The organism is Halanaerobium sp. ST460_2HS_T2 (genome assembly GCF_003337665.1).
GTDB lineage: Bacteria > Bacillota > Halanaerobiia > Halanaerobiales > Halanaerobiaceae > Halanaerobium > Halanaerobium kushneri.
Genome location: NZ_QPJF01000031.1, coordinates 1 through 19,513 on the forward strand (window position 1 = coordinate 1; position 19,513 = coordinate 19,513).

A 19,513-nucleotide genomic window follows, 5' to 3' on the forward strand; every position below is an offset into this window, starting at 1 on the left:
AATCTTCAAATTCAAGTTAAAAGGCTTATTTTTATGATTCGCAGACAATATTTTTTTGAATTAAACTAAATTAAGCGTATTATGAAATTCGCTTATTTAGTATAATGTCGCAAATTTGTTGATAAATAAATTTAGAATCATTGCGATCAATTTTATCTTGAGTCATAAATAATCTCTCCTTTTTTCAACCAGTGGTAAGCACTGGTAAGTACCTCTATATACTATATTGCATACCAGTGGTAAAATTCCTTCTTTTTATTTTAAATTTTTAAATTTTTTTCTTTAATTAATTGCATAATAGGGAATAATTAGCTTATTTCCCTTCTGTTATTTAAACCAGGCGACACATAATTCTATTGGTATGGTGGCACATTTTCACTTGCTGAAAATAAATTTAGAAATAAAACAAGTAAAAAACTGCCCTATAAAAGGACAGTGATAAAAAGTTATTGACTTTTATTCTTTTAGTAAAAATTAGTTCTGCAAACAGTAGGTGCACATCCCTTTAATCACTTTTTTCGCTCTCCATCATAAAAAATATCCTGTTTAAGCTCAATCTCTTTCAGCAGCTTTTTCAGCTCATCTTCTTTAACCTGATTGGAAACAAATTCGTTGTCGGAAAAATTAATAAAGATTCCATCGAGCTCAGATGCTTTAATTTCATCTTTTAACATCCCTAAATTTTCTTCTTCAATTAATTTTTTATCGACTTTAAAATTCTTCTCTGCTGCCATTTCTGCTATCTCAGCTAAGTAATCTTTAGCGTTTCCCCTATAGATATCAACAACAGATTCCTCTACATCACTGACTACTTTCTCACCTAAAAACCCGACATCAGAAATCAAATGTTCAAAAAGCTTTGGCACTTCTTCGAGCATTAAAGCTCTAACTAGAAGCTTATCTTCTGGTTTTAGCTTTTTTTCTAGATGTTGATTAATTTTTTTCAGACCACCATAACTAAACAAAATCAGCATATACTTTTTCATTTATTTATCCCTCACAAGTTTTAATCACTTTTTTGAATTTGATTTAATTACTATTCTAAAAATGTATCTCCTAAGCGCAACCATTATACCTTTAACTAATAATTTTCTAAAGCTTTTTAGATAAAAATCTCCAGTCCAATCAGCGGCCAGTAGAATCTAGCAACTAAAATATAGATCAGCCAGCCTATTACTTTAAGTAAAAGCCCCCATTTAAAAGCATCCTTGATTTGATAATAGCCGGAAGAAAAAGCAATTGCATTTGGTGGAGTTCCCATCGGCAGTAAAAAGGCAAGACCTCCAGATAGAGCAACAGATAAAGTTAAAAGAACTGGGTTTAAACTGTAGGCTTCAGCAGCACTGAAGGCAAGAGGTAGAATTACTGCTACTGAGGCTACATTACTCACACCCTCAGTTAAAACTGAGGTAAAGATTGCTAGGATGACAATAAATAAAAATGGTGCCAGCTCTAATTGAGAAAAGAATCTGGCTGCCATCCAGTCAGTTACCCCGGTTTCCACTAAGGAAGAAGCGACCACAACTGCTCCCCCGTACATTAAAATTACTCCCCAGTTAACATAGGCTTCTACTTCCTGCCAGCCTACTACCTTAAAGGCGACCACTAAAACTCCCCCCAGCAGGGCTGTCAATGCAATATTGATTAGATTTGATAAAAATAACCAGCTGCAGATTACTGCTCCTAATATTAGAATCAATTTTTTCTCAGCTTTAGATAAATCTCCCCTGGACTCTGACTCCGCTTTCAATTTTTTTAAGGAGCGGGAGCTGTCCTGAATATCAATTTCGGCAAATTTAGCAATAATCACTGCAAAAACAATTAAGAGCAGAAAGGGAATAGGCCAGCTGTATTTAATCCATTCAAAAAAGCCGATCGAAATACCGTAGTGCTTTTCTAAGAGCCCAACTGCCAGCAGGTTGCGAGCACCACCAAGATAGGTGGTGATTCCACCGATTACTGTACCCCAGGCCATTGTCAAAAAAAGCAGCTTACCATAATTACTTTCCAGCCTTTTTAAGTCGAGACTAACAGCAATCTCTAAAACTATCGGAAAAAGCAGAGCTGCAACAGCATGTTCTGGCATAATCAAGGACAAAAAAGCGGCTGTAAATAAAATTCCATATAAGAGTTTAAGTGGGCTTTTTCCACTGAATGAGATTATCTTAAAAGCCAGTCTGGAACCTAGCCCTGTCTGATAGAGGCCAGAAGCCAGAATTAAAGCTCCCAGAATAAAAAAGATTGCCTTGGAGCCAAAGAGAGAAAAAGTATATTCAATACTCATCACATTTAATAAAGGTAAAAGAGCAATTCCCAAAAGTGAAGTTACAGAAAGAGGCAGTACATGTGATACCCAGAAACTTAAAACCAGCACAAAAACTGCCAGTGCCCTCTGCCCGGCTGGATTTAAACCAGCCATTGTCGGCATAACTAAAAGGATGATAAAAAGAATAATACCTGTGTATTTTATTATTTCTTTAAAATATTTAAACATCAAAACCATTCCCCTTTAATAAAACTAAATCTGAAATAAAAAACCTCTCCCAATTTCACTAAGAGGAGAGGCTATAAAACTTTTATTTAGTTCTCTTATAAATCTAACTTATAATTTTTAGTATCTACCGATCTAAATCAAAATGATTCGACAGCAAACGACTTAAATCGGGTGGTTCACGGTGCGTGTACGTTTTAAATTAAGCTGAGCACCAGCTCAACTGATTCTTTGAGGCTCAATTTTTCGGTATCCACTATCAAATCCGGATTCTCAGGCACCTCATAAGGAGCAGAAATCCCGGTGAAGTTTTCAATCTCACCTTTTTTGGCTTTTTCGTAAAGCCCCTTTGGATCCCGCTCGGCACAGGCTTCTACACTGGCTTTAACATAGATCTCCTTAAAGTTTTCAGTCCCTGCAGCCTGACGGGCGGCCTCTCTCCCGGCCTTATAGGGAGAGATAAAAGAAGCTAAAGTTATCAGACCGGCATCTGCAAATAAGGCAGCTACTTCTCCTATCCGGCGGATATTTTCCTGCCGATCCTCAGCTGTAAAACCGAGGTCCTTATTTAGACCAAAGCGCAGGTTATCACCATCAAGGCGGTAGGAAGCTCTACCCCTCCGGTAGAGCTCCTTTTCTACCTCAACAGCAATGGTTGATTTACCGGAACCCGAAAGTCCGGTAAACCAGAGCACCATTCCCTGCTGTCCGAGAAGTTCTTCCCGGGCAGCCTTATCAATTTCACCTGAATGCCACTTTATATTATCTACCATGGTCTAAAGATAATCCCCCTGTCCTGAAGCAGGCCCTTTATCTGAGCTGAAACCTGATCTTCAGAGGTGAATTCTGGAATATGGAGGTCAAATTCTAAGTCTGTAGTTACTCTGTCCCCAAGCCAGACAGTTTCGATCTGCTGAGGGTTAACTGTAGTCTTAATTAACTCCAGATCAGACTGAGTTAGTTCAACTGCAGTTACAACTAAAATTGCACCTGCATCCAGCATTAAATGGGAAACCTCTGCCAGACGGCGCAGGTGTTCTTCTTTATGACCGTTATCACCATTTTTAATATCAGCATCAACACCGTAGAGGAGGTTTCCGATACCGAGGAAGTAAACTACCTTACCATCATTAAAGAGTCTCTTTTCTAAGGCTTTGGCAGTCGGCTTTTTACCTACATCCTCTTCTCCAGTAATTAAAACCAGAGTTGATTTTTGATTGTATTTCTCTGCTCTTTCTTCGCGGCTGATTAAAGACTGCTCCCAGTTGTAGTTACGGCGCATAACCTTTTCTCTGACCCAGCTCTGTTCATCTTCTAAGGCCTCAGAGATAATTCCACCACCGGCAATCTCAAAGTCATCGACAATGACAAAGCGGCTGGTTTCTTCTATCTCTCCTGCTAAATCAAAGGCCATCGCCTTATCGAGCTTAAAGACTACCTCTGCTACATCGTGGCGCTCTATTTTTTCTTTACTTTCATCCTGGTCTAAGTTTGAAGCATCGATAACCCGATTGATCTTTTCAAGGCGGGCCTTAACCTTGGCTGTACCGAGTTTTAAGTGGTAGACCTTATCCTTAACTAAATCCTGACGGGCCAACCAGAATAAATTGGCCTTGATTCTTGCTGAAACCTGGGGCTCAGCTTCATCAGCTCTAGAGGCAAGCTCACCTCTAGTGATATAGATCTGCTCATCCAGGGTAAAACCGGTTGCCTTACCGACCTTAACCTTATGCTGCTGATCTTCTTCAAAACCTTCTATGGTTTTAACAGTACTCTTCTTACCTGAAGGATAAAAAACAACCTCATCCCCGATATTTAATTCACCTGCTGCTACTGTTCCGGCAACTATGCGGCGGTCATCTCCTCCTTTGGTAAATTTATATACATCCTGAACCGGCATTCTGTAGGGCTTATTATGCGGCAGGGCTGCATTTTCAAAGCTGTCCAGCTGTTCTAAAACAGTCTTGCCTTCAAACCAGGGCATATTCTCTGATTTTTCGGCTACATTATCTCCGAGCATGCCGCTGACCGGGATAAAGCGCTCTGCCTCAAGTCCGATTTCAGCTAAAAAGTCTGTGTATTCTTCAACTATTTGATTGTATGTATCTTCGTCATAGTCAACTAAGTCCATCTTGTTGACCACTACTGCCACCTGCTTGATTCCAAGCATGGAAAGCATATAACCGTGGCGGCGAGAATTCTCCCTCACTCCTTCAGAAGCATCGATCACCAGTAGAGCAGCTTCTGCTCTGGCTGCACCTGTTACCATATTTTTTAGAAATTCAATATGCCCCGGAGCATCTAAAATTATATATTGTCTCATATCTGTCTGAAAAAAGACGCGGGCTGAATCGATTGTAATTCCCTGAGCCTGCTCATCTTTTAGAGCATCTAAAAGAAAAGCATATTCAAAGGGCTTTGAGTTTTTGCGGCAGGTTTCTTTTACCTGTTCTAACTTGCCGTCAGGCAGAGAATCTGTATCTGCCAGCATTCTCCCGATTATTGTGCTTTTACCGTGATCAACATGTCCTGCAATAACTAAATTCAAATCCTGTTCTCCAGTTGTTTTATTCATCTCTACCTCCTACATATATCCGTCTTTGCGCAGTTCTTCTAAACCGCCGCCATCTTCTTTATCCTGAGCTCTTCCATCACGCTCAGCGATATTGGAAAACTTACCTGTTTTCAGCTCTTCTACTACCTCATCTACTGTTGAGGCTGTAGATTCTACTGGCTCAGTACATGGAGCACACCCTAAAGAGCGGTAGCGTTTACCCTCACCCTGGTCAAAATATAAGGAAACCATAGGTATCTTTTCGCGCTGAATATATTCCCAGACATCAAGCTCAGTCCAGTCTAGAAGTGGATGAATTCTAACATGCGTACCAGGAGCAAAATCAGTCTTATACTGATCCCAGAACTCAGGCGGCTGATCGCCAATATCCCAGTCATTATTTCGATCCCGGGGTGAGAAATATCTCTCCTTAGAGCGGGAGCCTTCCTCATCTGCACGAGCACCAACAATTACCCCTGTGTAGGGCACGCGGTTGCTGTCCAGTTCATATTTATCTTTATTGTGATTGTATCTGTAGCGTCTCCAGTTACCGTTTAAAGTATTTTTCAGGGCATCTGTTTTTAAGCGTCCACAACATTCTAAGTGAGTAGCCTTACCATTGGGAAAGGTATCTCCTGCTGCCAGAGTTTCTTCATCCTGACCGTAGATCATATCAAGATTCCACTTTTTTGCCAATTTATCCCGGTGTTCAATCATCTCCGGAATCATATAACTTGTATCAATATGTACTAAGGGAATTGGTACATGACCAAAAAATGCCTTTCTGGCAAGCCAGAGCATAACTGTTGAATCCTTACCAACTGACCAGAGCATACAGATATTATTAAATTCACTGTAGGCTTCTCTTAAAATATGAATACTTCTACTTTCTAACTTATCTAAATGATCCAAATTTGACCCTCCTTAAAAATATATAGCTGCCAGGATTTTTAGAAATCTTGGTCATTATTTATCCTGGCTCTATAAGCAAGCTCTTCTGTCGAATTAGCTCGAAATTTTGAGCTTTAAAAACTTTATTTCAACTGATTAGATTCTATCAAAATATGGCAGTAAAAACAAGCTCTATAGAAAAAGAGCAGACCCCAGTAAAAGATAGAAACTGCTACTAATATTTAATATTTAATTTTCCTCATTTTCTCTTTTTTTCGAAATCTAAAATCATAACTTGTTAATAATTTTTTTAAGTCTGAATAATAATTTCTGGTCCGTTTTGATCATAAGCGGTAAAGTAGTGTCCTGCTGCGGAAAGGAAACGAAACTTTTTTCTTAGCAGTCGATAAAACTTATCATCATGGGTAGATACAATCAGCTGTTTATTTAATCCTTCATTATCCAGGCAGCAGCTCCTTAAAACATCAACAAAAGATACTATATTTAAATCATCCATACTTTGGACAGGATCATCGAGTAAAATTGTATTTAATCTGCTAAATTTCTGTTTTAAAGCCATTGATAGAAAGATACTGAGGGCAACTATATTTATCTGGGCAGCACTAAAAGTATAGGCAGGGTTAATTTCCTTATTTACATCACTATCTAGACAGCTAATCATTAAAGAATTATTACCTCTGCTATTAGCACTAATCTTTAAAATTAAATCTCTAAAGTAAGGATGGGGATAAATTCTTTTAAATATTCTATTAATAAATTCCTGCTGTTCACTCAGTATTTTTTCGTTCATCTCACTGACTACATCTTTGACAGCTTCAACTATTTTTTCAGTTTTAATTAGTTTCTGCAAATATATTTCTTTTTTTGCTTTAGCCGCTTTTAATTCTTCCTTAATTTTATAATGCCGAATTCTAATTTCATTTTCTCTTAACTCTTTTTGCTTTGCTTTTAAACTTTTTAGCATCATCTCAGATTTTTGATGGGCACTTTTCTGTTTTTCTTTTAAATTTTGATAATCTATTTCTTTATTTTTAAGAATTTTATGATTAACTTTTCTGCTTAAATTATATTTTTTTAGCTTCTCTTCAAATTTATTTATTTTTTTATTCAGCAATATTATTCTCTTTTCTAGACCCTGATAATTATCTACTTTAAAAGTAATTTTATATTTTGCTTTATTTCTTTTAAGCCTCTCAATTCTTTTATCAAGAAAAGTTTCTATTACAGTATCTGAACTCAATTTTAATTGATCATATTGTTCAATTATAGTTTTAATTTGATGATTTATATAATTTAATCCCTCCAGTTTTCTATTAAAAGTCTTCTCTTTTTCTCTTAAAGTTTCCAGCTGATCTTTAAAATCATTTTCCCGTGCTAATAAAATATCCAGATCCTTTTTTAAATCAGATGCAAAATCTGTCATCAGATCTGTTAATTGTTGATACTCTTTTTTAAGTTCTTTGTTTAAAAGTCTTTCCTCATTATTCCTTTTAACAATTTCTTTTTTTAGCTGCTTTACTTTTTTACTACCTGTCCTAATTTTAGCTCTAATCTCTGTTATTAAATCTATTTTGGGGTAACTTTTACTGCAGACAGGACATTTAACTTTACCATTTTCGCTAGTTTTTTCTTCTTCTAAAAAGTTCAAGCTTTTTTCTAGGATAATGAAAAGTTCATCATTAAAATGGTTTATTTCATATAGTTGGTTTTGCAGTTTATTTGCTGTATTAGCGCAATTTTTGAGTTTTTCTTCTAATTCATCAACTTTAGGTTTTATTCTACCAATCTGTTTAAAATAATAATTATATTCTTTGCTGCTATTTGGATAAATAATTTTTAACGTCATTAAGATAGAACTCAATTTAGAAAATCTACTATAATTTTTGTGCTCATCTTTTTCCATGTTTGTTAACAATTCATACAGATTTTTTAACTTTTCTTTTTTCGGAATAAGCTTTTCTTTGGCTTCTAAGATTTCAACTTTTTCTTTTTGAATTTTTTTCTTCTTCTGATCGATTTTCTTTAATAAACTATGATAATCATAATATTCTTCTAAATGCTCTTTTAGATAGTTTAAGTTCCTCAATTCCTCAAATAATGATTTTGAACGCTTAAGGATTTTGAATTCTCTTTTATATTTTTGATAGCTATTATAATCATTTCTTAAATTTTTGATGGCAGATATCTTTTCTTCGCTTTTATCAAAAGCTGCTTTTAGACCAAATTTTATTTCTTCAGCAGCAGTCAGCAAATATTCGATTTTTTCATCTCGATTATCAAAATTAAAATTATCTAAGTTAAGTTTCAGCTCAAATTCGTCTTTCCATTTTTCTAAATTGTGTTTATAGTAAAGTAAATCAAAATTATTATTTGCCTGAGAAATATTTTTATCTGAATATAAATTAGAAAAATTATTACTTTTAGCTTTAAGATTTTCACACTTTTTTTCAAGAGGTTTCAACTTTTCTTTTATTTTTTCAGCTTTCTTTTTGTATTCTTCACTCAAACTCAAAAAACGTCTGGTTCCCAACAAATTGGAAATCTGCTGCCATCTTTCTGGACCCTTAGCATTACGAACAAAGGCATTTAATTTATCCTGAGTCAGAAGATGATAATAACTAAAAATTTCTTTGAACTTCAGTTCTCCCTGCCATTCTTTTTTGATTAAAATACTATCCAGCTTTTTTTCTGCTTTTTGATTAAAATATTTTTTATCATTCTGGTCTACAAGCAGCAGCTGACTGCGGTAACTTCCATAATCACTTTTTTTATTTTTAAAGTTAATTGATTTACGGGTAATGAAATATTTTTCTTGATCATTAGCAATTGTTAGTCTAACTTCTGCTGGTTTTTTCACTTCATTTTTTACCCCACAGCGGTGGTTGATAAAGTGACTATTGTTTTTCTCTTCATTAGCCTCCTCATAGCGGAAGAGTCTACCACTAAAAGCCCATTCTACAGCATCAAAAAATGAAGTTTTACCAAGACCATTGGCTCCTGCTAGTATTGATAAATCACTTCCACTCTCAAGTTCAAAAATCCTCTTTTGGCTGTAGCCTCGAAAGTAATCGATTTCTACTCTAATTAGATCAAAATTATTCATTCTCCTTTTCACCACCATTATTGATTTTTAGCATGTTTTTAATTTCTGCTGCTTCAAAACCCAGTTTGTTTTTTAGTCTGCTGTAAAATTCTTGCTGAGTATAATTGCCTGCTGTATTAGCTGAATCATAAAACTCAGAACTAAAGGGTAGTTTATTTTTTAACTGTTTTTTTAAATCAGCCAGGTTTTGATATTCGATTATTATTTTGCGACAGATATGCCTGTCTTTTTCAATTTTAAATATTTCTGCAGGATCAATTTTTTCTCCAGCTGGATAAAAAAGAAGATAATAGATATCCCAGCGTATATTTTGTTTACCATATTTTTTATTCTGTAAGTACAGAGCAATATCCTGATTCTGATAATCCTCCCAGCTATGATTAAGCTGACTGAAATTATTAAAGCTGCTCCAAGCAAACACAAACTTTTTTTCCTCCGGATCAGTAAAATATGAATTTAAATATTTTAGTTCTTGATCCTGATGAATTTTTACTTCAAATAATTCCTGAATCGTTTTTTTAAACATTTTATTTTACCTCCAGTAAACCTTCTAGACGCTTTTTGAATTTATTCTGATCATTAGAATATGCTATTGTAAAACAGCTGCCGCAGTGGCCTATATAACTATGTTGATCTTTGATTTCTGTATATAAAAATCGCGGGTCACTATCGGGAATATCAGAGATAGATTTAATAATATATTTAAATTGAAGCTTACACCCTTCGGTATGCTTACCTGTACAGCTATATTTACTTGCTCTGGCAACAATAAAGTGGCTAATTTTTTCTGCTTCTATTGGTGCAGGATCATAATTAAAAAAATCAATAATGGCCTTTTCTATCTGAACATTTTTTTCTGTATGTAAGTAACAGATATCATTTTCTTCGGATATCTGCATGGGAGAAGCTATTTTATAATTTAAATCCAGATCAGGATAATAAATTTTGAGCATTGTCAGCAACCTAATTATATTTGTTATACTGTGTAGTTTCTCCTTATAATTAAGTTTGCGGTCTGGGTTAATCCTTCTGGGCAGAGGTAATAATATTGTGTTAATTAATTGTCTAAATCTCTGCTCTCCTTCTGCTTTAAGTTCCAGTAATAGCTCAGTCATTTGGTTAATAAAATAGCGTTTGACCACTTTATTTTGATAAGATTCATTTTCAATATTTGCAGTAACTTGATCTAGAAGTTCTTCAAAACTGAGATCATCTTCTTTTTTTAAACTCTTAATATCTCTTGCTAAATCCATCAGCATCACTTTTATATCTTCAGTATCAGTTTTTAATTCTATTAAAATCTCCTGATAACAATTAAAGTAATCTTCTAACTCTTTTTTGATAGTTAATAAATCAGCCTGATGCTCCTGATTATATTTTAAGATAAGTTGGTTAAATTGAGCCTGGTTTTGAGAAATCAATTTAATAATTTTTACTCTAAGTGCTTTTAAAAATGAAGTTACTAGTGATTCAATATCCTGTTCATTTAAAGTATGACCACTAATTATTAATTTATCTTTTAAGAGTTGAGATAATTTATCTAAAAATACTTTTTCTTTTAGCTGAACTAATTCTTTTCCTGTCATTGATATATCACTTTGAGAAATTGAAGTGATAACTTCTTCTTTGAGCAAATCAATCTCCTGCTTTGAATCAGCAAACTGCAGGAGATAATTCTTCTGATTTTCAAAAGTTAAAGTCAGTGCTTCTCTAAAAATGTCTTCAAACTCAACCTCTCTTGCTTCCGAAAATTGTGAAAATAGATCATAAAGAGACTGCAAAAAACTTAGATAATCATTTTTAGATATTGATAAAGCTGCTCTAAATAAAGATTTTACTGCTTTTATTTTTTTAGCAGGCATATGTATATACTCCTTTTTGGGAAATTTATACTATTATACTTCACGGGAAGTATAATTTTCCCTGCTTTTTAGTGAAAATTTTCTCAATTAAATTTAAAATTTTAATTCTAACAAACGTTTTTATAACTTGTTCTAGTTCTTGTTCTAGAGAATCACCCATCCCATCTCTATGCCATTAGATATATCATCAACATTCTTGTCATAACAACATTTGTAAGCGGTAAGCTAATTTGAATATTTTCTTTTCATTGATTTTTATACACCTTTTCTATTAACGCAGAGCTATTAAAATAAATTGATCTAAATAACTTAATTACACCAATCAAATTAAAGGAGCTGATTAATAACTTTGAAAAATTAAGCTAAAAATGGCAGGAAATATCATTTTAATTATCTAAAAACTTTTTTAAATAATCCAGATCAGCAGGAGTCCCCACATCCTGACAGTAGCCTCTACTTTTTAAAGCATAGAGTTTCTCCCCAGCTTCTAAAAGCAGATTAACTGCTGCAGGAAGCTCATATTCTCCCCGGTCAGAAGGGTCAACCTGAGCAATCCATTTAAAAATTTCTGGAGAAAATAAATAGATACCGGCACTGTTCCAGCCTCCACCCTTCTGATCGGGTTTTTCCTTGATACTTTTAACCTTAAAAACTTCTTTTTCCTTCTTCTGCAGTCTATGATCTTGATTGAATTCAAAAAAAATTTCTTCATCAGCTTCAAATTTAACCAGCCCGCCTTTTTTAATCTCCTTCAGCCAGTTTAAGAGCATACCTGAATGCTTTAAGCCTAAATCACGGCCAGCTTTAATTAACCGCTTATAGTTTTCAGCCTCTGTAATTATATCTCCATAAGTCATTATAAAAAATTTGTTTTCAAGCAGAGCTTTAGCCTGCTCTACAGCCTTTGCCGTACCATAATTATCAAGATCCTGCTCAATATATATTATTTCAAGACCATAGGCCTCATCTCCAAGATAATCTTTTATCTTCTCTCCCTGATAGCCGATTATAATTACTGCTTTTTTTAAACCTGCTGCAGCATAGCCCTTTAAAATATAGTCAATAACTCTCATCTCTTCTTTTATCTTAACCAGGGCCTTTGGAAGCTCCTCAGTTAAATCTCCGAGGCGGGTACCTCTGCCTGCTGCCAGAATCAGGCCGTATTCTATTCTTTGCTCATCCAGCTTAGACATAAAAATTCCTCCAAAAGTAAAGTTTATATATTCAAATCACTTTTTAAAAAGTTTATAATTTCTTTTACCTCAGCCTGATCTCTCATTTCCATATAGATTCTAAGCAGGGGCTCAGTTCCGGAAAAACGAATAGAAATCCAGCTCTGATCATCAAAATAGTATTTAACCCCATCGAGATAACTTGTTTTAAGAAGCTTTTTATTGCTCAAAGCGTCACTCTCACTTAAAAGATTAAAATCAGGCTGGTACTTTTCTTCAAAAAGCAGCTTTTCCAGCCTCTTTCTCTCTGAAGACTCGTATTCAAAATTGTCATAAGAAAAATAGAGTGAGCCAAATTTGCTCTCGATCTCTTTTAAAATATCTCCAATTTTCTTACCTGTTCTGGCCATCATCTCCACAGCCAGCAGTGAGGCTAAAATACCATCCTTGCCGTTGATATGACCTCTGATTTTAAGTCCGCCACTGCTCTCTCCTCCCAATAAAAGGTCATGTTCCTGCATCGACTGAGAAATGTTTTTAAAGCCAACAGGAACCTCATAGGCTTCTTCTCCATAATATTCAGCCATCTCATCTAAAATATGGGTGGTTGCAATATTTCTTACTATACCACCGCTTTCACCCCGGTATTCTTTAAGATAGTAGTATAATAGCTTCAACACATCATTATAGTCAACAAAATTACCCTTTTCATCGATCAGGGCCATCCGATCAGAATCACCATCTGTAGCCAGACCGAAATCGTATTTCCCCTTTTCAATTCTGACCTCCATATCACCGAGCTGCTCTCTATTTGGGGAGGGAATATCAAGACCAAACATCGTATCCCGGTAGGCATTCATGGTGTCAACATAGCAGCGGAGTGAGGCAAGACACATCATCATAATATCTTTGGAAACTCCATACATCGGATTAAAGAGGATGCGAAAGTTTTTTGACTGGATTAATTCTTCATCAATTAATGCTAAAAGCGAATCAATATACTGATTCTTATTATTATAATAGCTTATTTTTCCCTCTTCAATCAGCTTAAAAAAGATGCCCCGCTGGTAATCTATCTCGCCAACCTCTTCCACCAGCTCTTCCAGGCGGTCAGTCACTTCCTCAGGAGCATCTCTCCCCTCTTCCACAAAAACTTTAATCCCATTGTATTCAGCAGAGTTGTGTGATGCTGTAACCGAGGCACCAAGGTTCAAATTATTTTCATCAACTGCCAGCATAACCATTGGAGTTGGTGCAGCCTCCTCCATAAATAAGACCTCAATTCCCTCTTCGACTAAGCTCTCTGATAATGCCCTTGAGAATCTCCCTGATAAGAAGCGGAAATCATGACCGACAACAACTTCCTTTTTAAAGTTATTTTCTTTGATATAGCGGGCCATCGCCTTTCCCACCAGCTTAACATTGTAGAAGGTGAAATCTTCAGCAATTATTGCCCGCCAGCCACCGGTTCCAAATTTTATCATCTAATCACCCCTTAGTTCCTGAAGTCAGCATTCCTCTGACAAAGTATTTCTGCATCGACATGTAGACCAGCAGTATAGGTAAAATTGAAAGCACTGATCCTGCTAAAAGCAGATGCCACTGGGTTCCATAATTACCTTTAAACATGGCAAGTCCCATAGTTACTGTATAAAGAGCCGGTTTATCAATATAGATAACAGGTCTTAAAAGGGCATTCCAGTTATTCATAAAGGCAATAATAAATAATGAAGCGAGAGCCGGTTTGGCGTTTGGTAGAAAGACCTTATAATACATCTGCCAGTCACTAACTCCATCTATAAAAGCCGCCTCTTCCATTGAAGAAGGCATATTTTCAAAGGTGCTGCGGAAGAGGAAAGTCCCAAAGGAACCGATTAATATAGAAGGCACTATTAGAGGTAGATAGGTATTATACCAGTTGAGTTTAAGCATAATAAAATATTCGGGAATAATGGTGACCTGAATCGGCATCATCATTGTCGCCAGCATTAGAGCAAAGATTACTTCCTTACCCCTAAATTCCATCCTGGCAAAGGCAAAGCCCCCGAGACTGCAGGTAAAGAGCTGTCCTAAAGCAGCAAGACCTGCCACCAGAAATGAATTTAAAATAAAGCGGAAAAAGTTATATTCACTTAAAATTGTTCTGTAATTATCCCACATTCCCTCTTTAAATAGCTTGGCCGGAATAAAGTTTGGAGTTAAGGCAAAGATTTCTCCCATAGTTTTAAAAGATGAGGAAAGCATCCATAAAAAAGGAAAGATAGTAGTCAGAGAAATAATAATTAAAATAGTGTATAATAAAATTTTACGAGCAAGACTCAATTTAAGCACCTCCTATTCACTGTAGTTGACCCAGCGATCTTTATATTTAAAATTAAGGTAGGTGAAAACAGCTACAATGATAAATAAAATGTAGGACATTGCAGATGCATAACCCATCCTGAAATGTTTAAAGGCATTAACATAAATACTGAAAATCAGGGTAGATGAAGCATAATTTGGTCCCCCCTGAGTCATGATAAATGTTAACTCAAAAGTTTTTAAAGACATGATAATAGAGATAATGAGTACAAAAAAGGTTGTCGGTGATAATAAGGGCAGGGTTATATATCTGAATTTCTGCCAGATACTTGCTCCATCAATAGTTGCCGCCTCATAATACATATATGGTATGTTCTGCAGACCTGCTAAAAAAAGTATCATCTGGTAACCTGCCATCTTCCAGATATACACAAAAATCAAGGTAAAAAGAGCGTAGCGGCCATCACCTAAAAGTGAAGGCAACCGGGCCACACTGAAAAATTTATTAACAAGCTGATAGATAAGTCCAAAACGGGGACTTAAAATCCAGCTCCAGATAACTCCAATTGAAACTACAGAAGTTATTACTGGCAGATAGAAAAGGCCTCTAAAAAATGTCATCCCCCGAAGCTTATTATTGACTAAAAGTGCTAAAAATAAAGCAACCACCATTACTCCCGGTACAAAAACAAGGGTAAAGATAACAGTATTTTTTAGGATTAAAAGAAATATATCAGAATTAAAAAGTTCTATATAATTACCGAGTCCAATCCACTCCGGCGGTGAAAAGACATTCCACCTGGTAAAACTAGCCATTCCGGCGGCGATCATCGGTCCCAATCTAAAAAAAATCAACCCCAGCAGAGTTGGAATTAAAAATAACCAGGGAGTTATTTTTTTATAACGCATCAGCAGTACCTCCTTTTTAAAGAGAAATGGAGATAAATTAAATCTCCATTCCTCTACTTATCAGTTCTATTCTTCTGGATAGTATCTTTCTAATACTTCGTTTCCATATTTGGTGAAAGTCTCAACTGCTTCTTCAACAGTCATTTCACCATTAGTAATGCTGTCAAGCACACCATTCATTCCGGCTCCACCTGTATCTGCATAGCCGCGCCATTCACCCCAGCCAGGAGTAAAGCTGGTTCTGCCCATCATTTCCCCTAACTCTAAAATGATATTCATCTCAGCCGGCTGCTTATCCTTTTCCAGCCACTCATCTGAATTAGCAAGTGATTTATTGATTGGAACCTTACCTGCCATATATGATTCTAGAGGACGGTTTTTACCAATTAAATACTTAACTAACTTCCAGGCAGCCTCTTTATGCTTGCTTTCTTTAGAAATAACTAGAGAATCAGGCCAGCCATAGGCTTCATACTCTCCAGCCTCTGCTGAAGGACCCTGAGGAACTTTAGCAATACCCCAGTCAAAGGCTCCCTCTCCCATCTGTCGTACATGAGCAACATTCCAGGAACCATCAACCCACATTGCTGTCTGCTGTAAGGGGAACATATCCTGCTGTCTGATGCCTACGATATCTCTTTTAGGTGGTGAAACATTATATTCATTGCTTAGATCAGCCAAGAAGTTTAGAGCTTCTTTTGCCTTTGCATCTACAGCGATTCTTGTCTTATCTTCATTAAGTATCCGGCCGCCATTGGCATAAATCCAGGGCTCTACATGAGCATAGCGTCCATACCACCAGAAACCGTACTGCTCAGCCACACCATCATCATTTTCATCAATAGTTAAGGCCTGAGCTGCCTTGCGGAAATCTTCCCAGCTCCAGTCATCACTTGGATAATCTATTCCTGCTTCATCAAACATATCTTTATTGTAGTATAAAACAGTTGTTACCCAGGCATAGGGAATACCATACATGTCACTGCTCTCTTTATCTGGATAGCGCAGGGTAGAAAATACCTTGGTAAAATAGTCATCCTGGGGCAGCTTATCAACCTCATCCTGAATATTCATCAGTAAACCGTCTCCAGCCCACTGATCAATATAGCCTGAAGACATATTAAATACATCTGGCAGTTCACCAGCTGATGCCATGGCAGAAATCTTAGGCCAGTAATTAGATGGTTCTAAAGCTGTAAATTCAACTTCAATATCCGGATTTTCTGCTTCAAACTCATCAATTAACCCCTGTTCTAAATCCTTAAACTCCGGATCCCACATAAAGTAGCGGATCGTTGTTGTCTGGGCATAAGCTGTAAAGGCGAAACATAAAACTAATAAAGCTGAAAGACTAATAATCCATAATTTTTTTTGCATTTTTATCCCCCTAAGTTTGTTTTATAAAGCCTAAAACTGGAACCATTCTCTCATAAACAACCTCCGGCAGCCCCCTACGATCGGCTGTCTTAAGCAGCTTGCCGTAAAGATATTGAATATTTGCAGAACCACCTCCATCTAAATTCAAGGCATATTTATAATTTCTTTTGTGAGCCAGCTCTGCCATTTCAAGCAGGGTGGCTCCAGAAGACTCATTACCGGCTTCCATTCCTGTATTTACAGATTCTACTGCTAAGAGGCAGAATTCTCCCTCAGCTGAGATGCCTGCAGCCAGCCGGGCCGCCCTCGTCTGATCAATGTCAGCGGCATAATCTGTGGGCACAACCCGCTCAAACTGTCCCCTTTTTCCCTTGGGATCTGCACCAAAGAACTCTTCCTCCTTTAAAGTGTCTTGAGCGAGCCTTAATTTAAAGTCCTCAACTAAAAGCGGACCTGCCTGCAGGGCAGACTGATATTTTTTACCGCTGTTAAAGCTGTATTCAACTTTTTTAGATTTTTTAGGGTCAAATTCAAATTCTGCAGCCGGCAGGGAAAGGATCAGGGAATTTTGTGCTATTTCATTTTCTCCACCACTTTTAACACCAACAACCTGATTGTCAATTATTATAATCTCTATTTTATCTGCTGCTGCAGGTGTTATTCCAAGTGCTTTTTTATTTTCTTCTACCCCAAAGTAGCGGTTATAGAGGCTGAATTCAGCTTCTTTGTTAACTTCAAAATTAGCTAAATTAAATTTTTTCCCCTGCAGTTTAAGGCTTAAGTCACTTAAAAATGGTTTTTTTAGCTCCCAGTTATTATTTTGATCTTTAAGCAGGGTTGAGCGCTTGAAAAGTGGTGGGCTTATAATCTCCCCTTCACAGATCAAAAGGCCGTAGTGGTCTCCAAGCAGTGAATATTTGCTCTCCCAGTCGGCCTCCTCCAGTAAGAAATAGGAGCCGTTAAAGCTGAGTGGATATCTATGCTCTCTACTGTAGTTTGAAGGATAGGCAATTTCTCCAACAGCAATTAAATCCCGCTTATAATCCAAACTTCTATAGATCTCCTCTTGACTGAGCTCACTCTCACTCTGATAGACTTTGATTCTCTCTTCACTTTCTAAAAAGCTGATAATCTTTTGGGCAGCACGAGCAGACTCAGAATTTAAAGCCTTTACCCTGAGTTTATTATCCCTGATTATGTAATTTTTGCTTTTGATTAAAGCCTTCATTTTTTCTTTGATCAGGGCATTTAAACTAAGATACTCTTCACTGCAGCTTTTAAGCAGCTCCGGGAAAAAATCAGCTGCAGAAATCTGATGTCCATAAGCAGCCCAGACTATAACCAAAGGCTTTTCTACTCCTCTTTCTTTTGCCTTTAAGAGTCTTAAGTGGGCGGTATCAAAGAGTTTTTCCTTAAAATTTTTGTTTTCAACTTTCTCAAAGTCTATTCTGGAAGCATCTTTGAGTCTTAATTCAACCAGATTATAGTAGCTCTGATCTTCGCGTATTATTTTTTCTCTGCTGTAGCTCATCTGCTGCTCAAATATCATTTATTTACTCCCTCATTAAATTAAATTTTTCTATTGCAAAAAATTTCTGCATTAAAAATGAAAGCACTGCCTTTTCTAACGGGCTTTCGCTCTTTTTATTTCTTTTTATCTCCGGTAGATGATACATCTCTCCTGCAGATATCTTTTCTCTGACCTGAGAATAGATCAGATCATTATAATCAAAGACATTTCCAGTTAGAAGAACTTTTTTAGGATTTAATAAATTGATGGTAGATAACATCATCGAAGCAATGTAGTCGGTAAAATCATTGAGTTCTTTGCTGTTTTTTTGATTTTTGCTGATAAATTCCTTGTATCTCTGGTTTAACTCTTCTATTTTTTCTTCCTCAAACTCCTTTGAATAATAGGGAAGTTTATTAATTTCTTTTAGATACTGATCATTACGAATGATATAAATTAAATTCTTTAATTTTTCCCCAAAAAATCTGTTGTCACCAACCCGATTTGTATAACCCTGCAGGATCTGATTTCTGACTATTAAAGCCAGGCCTATTCCCTCTCCTATAAAGAGCACTGTGGTTATATTGTTTTGATCATCCTTATCTAATTCATTGTGGGCATAAATCCTGACATCAGTCTCTACAAAGACAGGAATCTCAAGCTCTTTTTCCAGCCTTTCGGCGAGCGGCTGATCTGTCCAGTCAAGCTGATTGGAGCGGTTTACAATTTTATTTTCAAAATCCGTGATTCCAGAAATAGAAATCCCGAAAGAAAGAAAGTCTTCATTTTTTAAATTAAGTTCAGCCAAGATTGTTCTGATAACTTTTAAAATTTCATTAATATAATAATTAAAGCTGCAGTTATTGAGATAATGGATCTTAGTTTTAATTATTTCTCCCTTTAAGTCAGAGATGAAGATATAAAAATGGCTGTCTTTTAAATCAATTCCAATTATATATCTTTTTTTGGCATTAATCTCATAGATAACTGCCCTTCTCCCCCCGCTGGAATCGGCTTTTTTGCGCGGTAAAATCCAATCAGAATCTACCAGTTCGTTGATATAATCAGAAATTGCTGTTAGAGAAAGCCCGGCCTTTTCAGCCAGTTCAGGTTTGGTTAAGGCTTCATTTTCTAATAGTATTTTATATAATATTTTTAAACGTTCTTCTTTATCCATAACAATCACTCCAGCTTAATTAAAAACTTTATAAAACCACTTTATAAACTAAGTTTATTATATAATTTTCTGCTTGTCAATAATTTTCTGAATATTATTAAAAAATAATCGAAATAAAAATCCCCTTAAGCAGAAAAAATTATTA

The 19,513-nt window shown here is 36.0% G+C and carries 15 protein-coding genes; all 15 read right to left on the reverse strand.

Annotation, left to right across the window (positions count from 1 at the left end; all coding sequences use genetic code 11):
• Positions 1 to 509 precede the first annotated feature (509 nt).
• Positions 510 to 986: a hypothetical protein gene (locus DFR80_RS12940; RefSeq protein ID WP_114490197.1), complete on the reverse strand. Its 477-nt coding sequence runs from the start codon at positions 984 to 986 to the stop codon at positions 510 to 512.
• A gap of 116 nt (positions 987 to 1,102) precedes the next feature.
• On the reverse strand, positions 1,103 to 2,494 hold the full coding sequence (locus tag DFR80_RS12945; RefSeq protein ID WP_114490198.1) for a DASS family sodium-coupled anion symporter: 1,392 nt from the start codon (positions 2,492 to 2,494) through the stop codon (positions 1,103 to 1,105).
• Positions 2,495 to 2,688: 194 nt separating this feature from the next.
• Complete coding sequence (gene cysC, locus DFR80_RS12950; protein WP_114490199.1) at positions 2,689 to 3,264, reverse strand: adenylyl-sulfate kinase; 576 nt, start codon at positions 3,262 to 3,264, stop codon at positions 2,689 to 2,691.
• The gene (locus DFR80_RS12955) at positions 3,258 to 5,066 is read right to left on the reverse strand and encodes a GTP-binding protein (protein ID WP_114490200.1); all 1,809 of its coding nucleotides are present in this window, start codon (positions 5,064 to 5,066) and stop codon (positions 3,258 to 3,260) included. Before DFR80_RS12955 ends, cysC begins: the two co-directional genes overlap by 7 nt.
• A gap of 9 nt (positions 5,067 to 5,075) precedes the next feature.
• Positions 5,076 to 5,957, reverse strand: coding sequence for a sulfate adenylyltransferase subunit CysD (cysD, locus tag DFR80_RS12960; RefSeq protein ID WP_114490201.1), 882 nt, complete (start codon positions 5,955 to 5,957; stop codon positions 5,076 to 5,078).
• 289 nt (positions 5,958 to 6,246) lie between these two features.
• The gene (locus tag DFR80_RS12965; protein ID WP_158537721.1) at positions 6,247 to 9,060 is read right to left on the reverse strand and encodes an AAA family ATPase; all 2,814 of its coding nucleotides are present in this window, start codon (positions 9,058 to 9,060) and stop codon (positions 6,247 to 6,249) included.
• A complete protein-coding gene (locus DFR80_RS12970) occupies positions 9,053 to 9,586 on the reverse strand; it encodes an ABC-three component system middle component 1 (protein WP_114490203.1) in 534 nt (177 codons plus the stop codon). Before DFR80_RS12970 ends, DFR80_RS12965 begins: the two co-directional genes overlap by 8 nt.
• A gap of 1 nt (position 9,587) precedes the next feature.
• Positions 9,588 to 10,922 carry a hypothetical protein gene (locus tag DFR80_RS12975; RefSeq protein ID WP_114490204.1) on the reverse strand — a complete coding sequence of 445 codons (1,335 nt, stop codon included), beginning with the start codon at positions 10,920 to 10,922 and terminating at the stop codon, positions 9,588 to 9,590.
• Positions 10,923 to 11,308: 386 nt separating this feature from the next.
• Positions 11,309 to 12,115, reverse strand: a complete 807-nt coding sequence (locus tag DFR80_RS12980) for a sugar phosphate nucleotidyltransferase (RefSeq protein WP_114490205.1) — start codon at positions 12,113 to 12,115, stop codon at positions 11,309 to 11,311.
• 23 nt (positions 12,116 to 12,138) lie between these two features.
• Positions 12,139 to 13,578, reverse strand: coding sequence for a phosphoglucomutase/phosphomannomutase family protein (locus tag DFR80_RS12985; protein ID WP_114490206.1), 1,440 nt, complete (start codon positions 13,576 to 13,578; stop codon positions 12,139 to 12,141).
• A 4-nt stretch (positions 13,579 to 13,582) separates the two neighbouring features.
• The gene (locus tag DFR80_RS12990; protein ID WP_114490207.1) at positions 13,583 to 14,416 is read right to left on the reverse strand and encodes a carbohydrate ABC transporter permease; all 834 of its coding nucleotides are present in this window, start codon (positions 14,414 to 14,416) and stop codon (positions 13,583 to 13,585) included.
• Between the two features lie 12 nt (positions 14,417 to 14,428).
• Complete coding sequence (locus tag DFR80_RS12995) at positions 14,429 to 15,304, reverse strand: carbohydrate ABC transporter permease (RefSeq protein WP_114490208.1); 876 nt, start codon at positions 15,302 to 15,304, stop codon at positions 14,429 to 14,431.
• A 66-nt stretch (positions 15,305 to 15,370) separates the two neighbouring features.
• On the reverse strand, positions 15,371 to 16,681 hold the full coding sequence (locus DFR80_RS13000) for a sugar ABC transporter substrate-binding protein (RefSeq protein ID WP_114490209.1): 1,311 nt from the start codon (positions 16,679 to 16,681) through the stop codon (positions 15,371 to 15,373).
• Between the two features lie 10 nt (positions 16,682 to 16,691).
• The gene (locus tag DFR80_RS13005; RefSeq protein ID WP_114490210.1) at positions 16,692 to 18,230 is read right to left on the reverse strand and encodes a phosphodiester glycosidase family protein; all 1,539 of its coding nucleotides are present in this window, start codon (positions 18,228 to 18,230) and stop codon (positions 16,692 to 16,694) included.
• A gap of 4 nt (positions 18,231 to 18,234) precedes the next feature.
• Complete coding sequence (locus DFR80_RS13010) at positions 18,235 to 19,368, reverse strand: ROK family transcriptional regulator (protein ID WP_114490211.1); 1,134 nt, start codon at positions 19,366 to 19,368, stop codon at positions 18,235 to 18,237.
• Positions 19,369 to 19,513: the final 145 nt, after the last annotated feature.